We start from the raw sequence: 7,646 nt of genomic DNA, 5'->3' as shown, positions 1-7,646 counted from the left end.
TTGGATGGAACAATAGTAGCCGGAGATATAGCCGACAAAGCGGTTACATTAACAAAGTTGGCAGACGGTACTGCAGATGGCCAAGTAATGCAATGGGATGATTTAACATCATCATGGACATTAGTGGATTTAGGCTCTGTAACGGTAACTGAAAATGACGGTGTAATCGGAAACGAGGTAACAAACGCGACCGATGGAACTTTAATACGTTCAGGAGCGGGTACTACTGTAAGTCCGTATACATTGGATGTGGCCACGGGAGGTATTACGGCGAACGAATTGGCCAATGATGCCGTAACGGCAGCCAAGATCAACGCTGACGTTGCGGGAAGCGGATTGGTACAGAACGCGACCACCGGAGCATTGGAAGTAGACGGTACAGCGATTACTGGTGACGGTGATATCACATCCTCCGACCTAACGGTAGGTGGCGATGCAAATGCTTTATTGGGTGATGTTACCCTTGAGATAGCTGCCGGGGCCGTGGGAACTACAGAATTGGCTGCAGATGCGGTTACCAATGCAAAATTGGCGGACGATGCGGTACAGACAGAAAATATACTAAGCGGTGGTAACGATAAGGTAATGGTTACCGATGCAACCGGTACAGTAGAGTGGGTAGATAAATCTTTATTAAATACAGATAATCAGGGAATTAGTAGTTCAGTTGTTAGTGTGAATGAGTCAGTAAATATAGCCTTGGAAAGAGGAGGTAGTACAACAATTGATATTCGTGATGCTGATGATGATCCGTATAATGAAATAGAATTACCGGCGGGAGGAACAGGCGGACAAGTGCTTTCCACCGACGGCTCAGGAATATATTCTTGGATTGATCCTGATACCGGTCCACAAGGTCCGGCAGGTCCACAAGGACCTCCGGGTAGTGACGGAGCCACGGGAGCGCAAGGTCCTACAGGAGCTACTGGAGCCCAAGGTCCTACGGGAGCTCAAGGCCCAACTGGTGCCAAAGGAGATACTGGCGATACAGGAGCAACCGGTGCCCAGGGTCCAACAGGAGATACAGGAGCCACAGGAGCGCAAGGTCCTACGGGAGCTCAGGGACCAACTGGTGCCAAAGGAGATACAGGTGACACAGGAGCAACCGGTGCCCAGGGTCCAACAGGAGCCAAAGGAGATACTGGTGATACAGGAGCAACTGGTGCCCAGGGTCCAACAGGAGATACAGGAGCCACGGGAGCGCAAGGTCCTACAGGAGCTACTGGAGCCCAAGGTCCTACTGGAGCTCAGGGGCCAACCGGAGCCAAAGGAGATACAGGTGACACAGGAGCAACTGGTGCTAAAGGAGATACTGGTGACACAGGAGCCACAGGAGCCACAGGTGCCCAAGGTCCTACGGGAGCTCAGGGGCCAACTGGTGCCAAAGGAGATACAGGTGACACAGGAGCAACTGGTGCTAAAGGAGATACTGGTGATACAGGAGCCACGGGAGCGCAAGGTCCTACGGGAGCTCAGGGGCCAACCGGAGCCAAAGGAGATACAGGTGCCCAAGGTCCAGCAGGTCCAGCCGGATCTGATGGTATAGATGGTGCTGTAGGTCCTCAAGGTCCAGCAGGTCCTCAGGGTCCAACTGGAGCTACAGGTGCCCAAGGTCCAACGGGAGCAACTGGTCCAGCAGGGGATCCAGCAACGGATGATCAAGATTTAAGTCTGGCTTCCCATATATTGAGTCTTACTGGTGATCCAACAGCAACACCTATCGATTTGTCGGTGTATTTGGATAATACCGATGATCAATATGATGATGAAGTTCTTTTACGTGTACCTATTGACGTTGATGATGCTGGCAAATCTGTTGCACAAGGGTTTACAACAGAAACTACGGTTAAAGAAGTGATAGATGCTATAGCACCAATTACTTCTAAGGCTGCTAGAATTTTCTATCCACCTTCAATTGCAGTAGATGCATCAACAACAGGTAGTGGTAGGACAATTGATCTGTATTCGCAATATACGGCTCAGTTTGCAACGCCTGCAGTTTCTAGTGCCGGAGCACCAACAGCAATACCCACTTATGCCGCAACAGAGTTATATTACTATGTTACATATTTTGATCCTGCGGTTTTTAGCGGTGTGACTATAAATGCATCTGGTGTAATGACCTATAATGTGATTGCAACACCAACAGATTACAATTCATTGATCAACGTAGTATTTGTAGTAAAATAATAGAATAAATAAACCAACTAGGTACAACAGGAGTTTGAAACCAAAACACATATATAGATTTCTTTTTGTTACCCTTGTAACCATATTCTTTGGTGCTAATAGGGCCAATGCGCAATTTTTGTTGCAGGCACCCAACAGTACCGATGAACATAATTACAAATGGTACGAGGCTTCCGATACTTCTACGGTTTTGGGTACCGATTTTTTTTACGAGGTAACATCCTCCGGGATTTATTTTGCAACATATGACGGGACCCTGTGTGGATCAAATGCTACTGGTTATTTTATAGTAACGGATTGTACGAGTCCGGATAATGAGGTAACGATGGATATATCCAATAATGTGGGTGCCAGTGCTGCCATAAGTTGGTCTCCGGCAGTTAGTGGGGATCAACTAAGACCTACGGTGATTGCCACGCAGAGTGTAGTGCGCTATACTGCCACTGTAACCAAGGCAGGGAACTCCTTTGATCTGCCAAATTTTACTGTGGTTTGTTTACAGCAGTCCAGTGTTTTGGTGGACGATTTTATCACGGTTAATGAAGATTCTTCCGTGGTAGTTCCCATTTTTGATAATGATAGCAATTTGCCTACAACTGGGATTTTAACTACAACCAATCCATTTAATGGGAACGTTCTTATTGATGATAATGGTACACCAAATAATCCATCGGATGATATCATAACTTTTGTTCCAAATCCTAATTACAATGGTCCAAGTACATATACCTATACCATTTGTAATTCCCTGGGAGATTGTAGTACAGCCACTGTAAATGTGGACGTACTTCCTATTGTTGATGCTTTTGATGATTCTGTGGCTACCTTGGAAAATATGCCTGTTGATATAGATATCTTGGTGAACGACAATGATATCCCTATCCTGGGAACCATAACTACCACAAGTCCATCCAATGGCAATGTAGTAGTAAATAATAATGGTACACCTAATGATCTTAGGGACGATACGGTAACATATACTCCCAACAATGGCTATGTGGGCAATGATCTTTTTACGTACACCATATGTGATGATCAATCAAATTGTAGTACTGCCAACGTCAATATATTGGTGAATCCGCTTGGAATAGTTGATATTGATAGTGATGACGATGGAATTTTGGACAGTTTCGAAGATCTTGATTTGGATGGTGATAATGATCCGTCTACAGATCCAACGGATTCCGATGGTGATGGTATACCGGATTACTTGGATATTGATAGTGATAATGATGGTATTCCAGATAACGTTGAAGCACAAACCACCCAAGGTTATATTCAACCTAGTGGTGTAGATGCCAATAATAATGGTCTGGACGATGCCTATGAAAACAATGGCAATCTTGGCTTGTTCCCAATAGATACGGACGGGGATAGTTTGCCAGATTACTTGGACGAGGATAGTGATAACGATAATGTTCCGGACAGTATTGAAGGTCATGATCACGACCATGACGGTATTCCGGATGTAGTTTATATTGGTTCGGATAAAGATAATGATGGTTTGGATGATGGTTATGAAGGCAGTACAACTATTGATATTGATGTTAACGATGAAATAAATGATCCCTACAATGATCTGCCCAATACCGATGGGGATGATGAAGTTGATTACAGGGATACCGATGATGACGATGACGGAATTCTTACTATTGATGAAGATGAAAATGGGGATGGAAATTATGCCAACGACGATTTTGATGAGGATGGTATTCCTAATTATTTGGATTCAGATTTAATCATATTGGATGATGGAGTGGAAGTATTTAACGTTATAACACCGAATAATGATGGAATTCATGATGTTCTGACCATAAAGGGAATAGAAAATTATCCAAACAATACCATCAAAATTTATAACCGTTGGGGAGTATTGGTTTATGCAACCAAAGCCTATAATAATGATTCCAACTATTTCGACGGTACTTCTGAAGGTAGGGTGACCGTTGCAAAGGATAATCAATTGCCGGTAGGAACTTATTTCTACATTTTGGACTATAGTCCATCGGCCGGTGGAAAGATGACGACCCTTACTGGATACATTTACATAAACAGATAAAAGATGCCAAATCTTCTAAAAAATATCCTAGATTCCAATCAGCTGTTGTGGTACTTATTTGCCATAGTCATGTTGGTTAGTAACACGGTACAATCGCAACAAGATGCCCAATATACCCAGTATATGTACAATACGGTAAGTGTAAACCCTGCTTATGCAGGTTCCAGGGGACATATCAGTATTGCAGCATTACATAGGTCCCAATGGGTGGGTTTGGATGGAGCCCCTACTACCCAGACACTAAATTTACACTCACCTATAGGCTACAGGGGAGTAGGTTTGGGCATGTCAATTGTAAACGATAAAATTGGCCCTACTTCAGAAACTTATTTTGATGGAGATTTTTCATACACCGTATATACTTCCCAAGAAGGAAGATTAAGTTTTGGTTTAAAGGCCAGTGCCCATATGTTGGACATACGTTTTTCAGAACTTAATCAAGATTATACCAACCCAGGTGGGCCAGATCCTACTTTACAACAGGATATTGATAATAAATTTTCGCCCAACATAGGTGCTGGAGTATATTATCACAACGAGAAATTCTATGCAGGCTTGTCAGTACCTCGATTTTTACAGACGACACATTTTGATGGAGAAGCTTTGTCTACAGCAAAGGAACAGATGAATTTATATTTGATAACCGGATATGTGTTCGATCTGAATACCAATTTAAAATTTAAACCGGCCCTTTTAACCAAAATAGTTCAAGGTGCACCTGTGCAAGTAGATGTTTCTGCCAATTTTATGCTCAACGACAAATTTATTGTTGGAGCGGCATATCGCTGGGATGCGGCATTAAGTGCCATGGTAGGTTTCAATATCTCTAATTCTTTTCTAATTGGAATGGCTTATGATAAAGAAACAACCGAGTTGGGACAAGCTACCTTTAATGATGGATCCTTTGAGATTATTTTACGGTACGACTTCATCAAGGAGCTAGGCAATTTAAAATCGCCTAGATTCTTCTAAAAGCCTATCAGAAATTTCATAAGTGATATCCGTATTTCATAAGCCATAGGTTTATTGAAATATGATGAACTAACCAACACCTACTTTTTAAAGCTGTCTTAAATTCAATGCTTCTTGGTTGACCTTGAGGGTTTAAGAATTATTTTGACCACTTGCCTCGTAAGCTTAGTCTGAAAGTTATATTCACATACGGAAACCGTCCGCTGCCCGTGTCTAAAGATTTATGCCAATTTTCATTACATCCTAAAATGAAATTATTTGGATAATGTTCGTGGTAGAATCTATCTCTTTCAACCTTTCTTTAGGGAAAAGGCAATAAGACACTCCAGCTTTAAAGTATTTAATTTTTATGACGCACTTAACCCTTATTATTGGGGAAAGGTTTTATTTTTACAAAATGGAAGAGGAAAATGTAATTCTTGTTGATGAATTTGATGTTCAAATTGGTCTGATGCCAAAAATGGAGGCCCATGAAAAAGCTTTGCTCCATAGGGCATTTTCAGTTTTTATAATGAATGATAAGGGTGAAACAATGATTCAGCAAAGAGCAGGTCATAAGTATCATTCCCCGCTTTTGTGGACCAATACCTGTTGTAGTCATCAGAGGGAGGGAGAATCCAATATTCAGGCAGGGAAGAGAAGATTGAAAGAAGAAATGGGATTTGAGACGGAATTGAAGGAGTTGTTCTCGTTTATTTATAAAGCTCCTTTTGACAATGGTCTTACCGAACATGAATTGGATCATGTGATGATAGGGCACTACAATGGGGAACCACACATAAACCCAGAGGAGGTTGCGTCTTGGAAATGGATGAAACCTGTAGATATTAGACAGGATATGCTTACTTCCCCAGAGAAATACACAGCCTGGTTCAAAATTATTTTCGATAAGTTTTACAACCATATTTCGCAATACAATACGGCAATATGAAAGTTAAGGTAAGTAGAAAAGCTCATTTTAATGCTGCTCACAGGTTGTATAGACCAGAGTGGAGTTTTGAAAAAAATGATAATGTTTTTGGATTATGTAATAACCCCAATTTTCATGGCCATAATTATGAGCTCATAGTTAGTGTTACAGGAGAAATAGATAAGGAAACGGGCTTTGTCATGGATATGAAAGTCTTAAAGGAGCTTATAAGGGAAAAAATTGAAAATCAACTGGATCATAAAAATCTAAATGTGGAGGTGGAATGGTTTAAGACGGTAAATCCCACAGCGGAAAATATTGCAGTTTATATTTGGAACCAGCTTAGACCCCATATTCCAGCTTCAAACGAGTTGGAAGTTGTACTATACGAAACGCCAAGAAATTATGTAACCTTCTCCGGATAGCTGAGGTTTATTATTATCAATCAGAATTGTGAAAAATTATGAAACTTCCTTTTAAGCAGGTTAATCAATTTAATAAATAGAATACAAATACCTAATACCAATCAGAATGAACTTATACCCTTTAAAATTCAACCCTATCCTTAAAGAGCGACTTTGGGGCGGTACCAAATTAAAAGATGTTTTGGGAAAACCCATTGAAAATGACATTACAGGGGAAAGTTGGGAGCTTTCTACAGTGAAAGGGGACGTTTCAGTAGTAGCCAATGGTGATTTATCTGGTACTTCTTTGCAGGAATTGATCAACAAATATCCGGAAGAATTATTGGGAAAGAGCGTTGTTGAACGATTTGGTAAGGAATTCCCAATACTTATTAAGTTTATTGATGCCAAACAGGATTTGTCCATCCAATTGCATCCCAATGATGAATTGGCCAAAAAACGCCACAATTCCTTTGGAAAAACGGAGATGTGGTATATTATGGATGCAGATAAAGGTGCGGAGTTAATAGTAGGTTTTAACAAGGATGTGACCAAGGAAGAATATGCCAAGAGTATTGAAGAGGATACTCTGTTGGATTTGTTGAACTACGAAAGTGTAAAGGAAGGGGATACTTTTTTTATAAATACTGGTAAAATGCATGCTATTGGTGCTGGAGTTTTGCTGGCAGAGATTCAACAGACTTCCGATATTACCTATCGTGTCTTCGATTTTAATAGGAAGGATAAAAATGGCAATTTAAGGGAATTGCATACCGATTTGGCCCTGGACGCTATAGATTACACCAAGAAAGATGATTTTAAAGTAAAATATTCCGATAAAAAAGACAGTGTAAATAATATGGTTTCCTGTCCTTATTTCAATACCAACATTTTAGAGCTTACCAAGGATCTGGAATTGGATGTTGAAAAAAGGGATTCGTTCACCATATACATGTGTGTAGGCGGAAAGGCGACAATTTCTAATGAATTTGGCTCGGTTTCCATAAAAAAAGGGGAGACCACTTTAGTGCCCGCACAGTCCAAAAAAATAAATATAATAACAACGAGTGCAAAACTTTTAGAGGTTACTATCTGAAAATGATTACTTTTG

Annotated in this window: 5 protein-coding genes and 1 pseudogene; all 6 read left to right on the top strand. The window is 41.0% G+C overall.

Annotation, left to right across the window (positions count from 1 at the left end; translation table 11 throughout):
• Window positions 1-2,190: pseudogene (locus KO529_RS23600) on the top strand (hypothetical protein); the annotation flags it as partial.
• 34 nt (window positions 2,191-2,224) lie between these two features.
• Window positions 2,225-4,249, top strand: coding sequence for a gliding motility-associated C-terminal domain-containing protein (locus tag KO529_RS06935; protein WP_215947197.1), 2,025 nt, complete (start codon window positions 2,225-2,227; stop codon window positions 4,247-4,249).
• 3 nt (window positions 4,250-4,252) lie between these two features.
• Window positions 4,253-5,221 (top strand): PorP/SprF family type IX secretion system membrane protein, encoded by a 969-nt coding sequence (locus tag KO529_RS06930; protein WP_215947196.1) that lies wholly within the window; start codon window positions 4,253-4,255, stop codon window positions 5,219-5,221.
• Window positions 5,222-5,618: 397 nt separating this feature from the next.
• Window positions 5,619-6,152, top strand: a complete 534-nt coding sequence (gene idi / locus KO529_RS06925; RefSeq protein WP_215947201.1) for an isopentenyl-diphosphate Delta-isomerase — start codon at window positions 5,619-5,621, stop codon at window positions 6,150-6,152.
• Window positions 6,149-6,556, top strand: coding sequence for a 6-pyruvoyl trahydropterin synthase family protein (locus tag KO529_RS06920; RefSeq protein ID WP_215947195.1), 408 nt, complete (start codon window positions 6,149-6,151; stop codon window positions 6,554-6,556). The genes idi and KO529_RS06920 overlap by 4 nt, the downstream gene beginning before the upstream one ends.
• Window positions 6,557-6,662: 106 nt before the next feature.
• On the top strand, window positions 6,663-7,631 hold the full coding sequence (locus KO529_RS06915) for a type I phosphomannose isomerase catalytic subunit (protein WP_215947194.1): 969 nt from the start codon (window positions 6,663-6,665) through the stop codon (window positions 7,629-7,631).
• Window positions 7,632-7,646: the final 15 nt, after the last annotated feature.

This window comes from Arenibacter algicola (genome assembly GCF_018860365.1).
Classification (GTDB): domain Bacteria; phylum Bacteroidota; class Bacteroidia; order Flavobacteriales; family Flavobacteriaceae; genus Arenibacter; species Arenibacter algicola_B.
This window is presented reverse-complemented; position numbering and strand designations above follow the sequence as displayed.

Coding starts and splice junctions, on each gene's coding strand:
- KO529_RS06930 (WP_215947196.1), top strand. CDS start 4,253: ATGCCAAATCTTCTAAAAAATATCCTAGATTCCAATCAGCTGTTGTGG.
- idi (WP_215947201.1), top strand. CDS start 5,619: ATGGAAGAGGAAAATGTAATTCTTGTTGATGAATTTGATGTTCAAATT.
- KO529_RS06920 (WP_215947195.1), top strand. CDS start 6,149: ATGAAAGTTAAGGTAAGTAGAAAAGCTCATTTTAATGCTGCTCACAGG.
- KO529_RS06915 (WP_215947194.1), top strand. CDS start 6,663: ATGAACTTATACCCTTTAAAATTCAACCCTATCCTTAAAGAGCGACTT.